Source organism: Mammaliicoccus fleurettii, assembly GCF_003970575.1.
In the GTDB taxonomy this organism is placed as follows: domain Bacteria; phylum Bacillota; class Bacilli; order Staphylococcales; family Staphylococcaceae; genus Mammaliicoccus; species Mammaliicoccus fleurettii.
Genome location: NZ_RXWZ01000049.1, coordinates 1 through 226, shown reverse-complemented (window position 1 = coordinate 226; position 226 = coordinate 1). Strand labels below are relative to the sequence as shown.

Below are 226 nucleotides of genomic sequence, written 5' to 3'. Positions count from 1 at the left end.
AGATATTTGGTTGCGTAAGCAACGAGATAATCATTCAGCATATGCGTTTATCAAACGTCTCATTAAACAATTTGGTAAACCTCAAAAGGTCATTACAGATCAGGCACCTTCAACGAAGGTCGCAATGGCTAAAGTCATTAAAGCTTTTAAACTTAAACCTGACTGTCATTGTACATCGAAATATCTGAATAACCTCATTGAGCAAGATCACCGTCATATTAAAGTA

The 226-nt window shown here is 35.8% G+C and carries 1 protein-coding gene; it reads left to right on the top strand.

The features are described from left to right. Positions 1-226, top strand: a 226-nt coding sequence (locus CD129_RS04155) for a DDE-type integrase/transposase/recombinase (RefSeq protein WP_144437000.1), incomplete at both ends; no start/stop codon positions are given.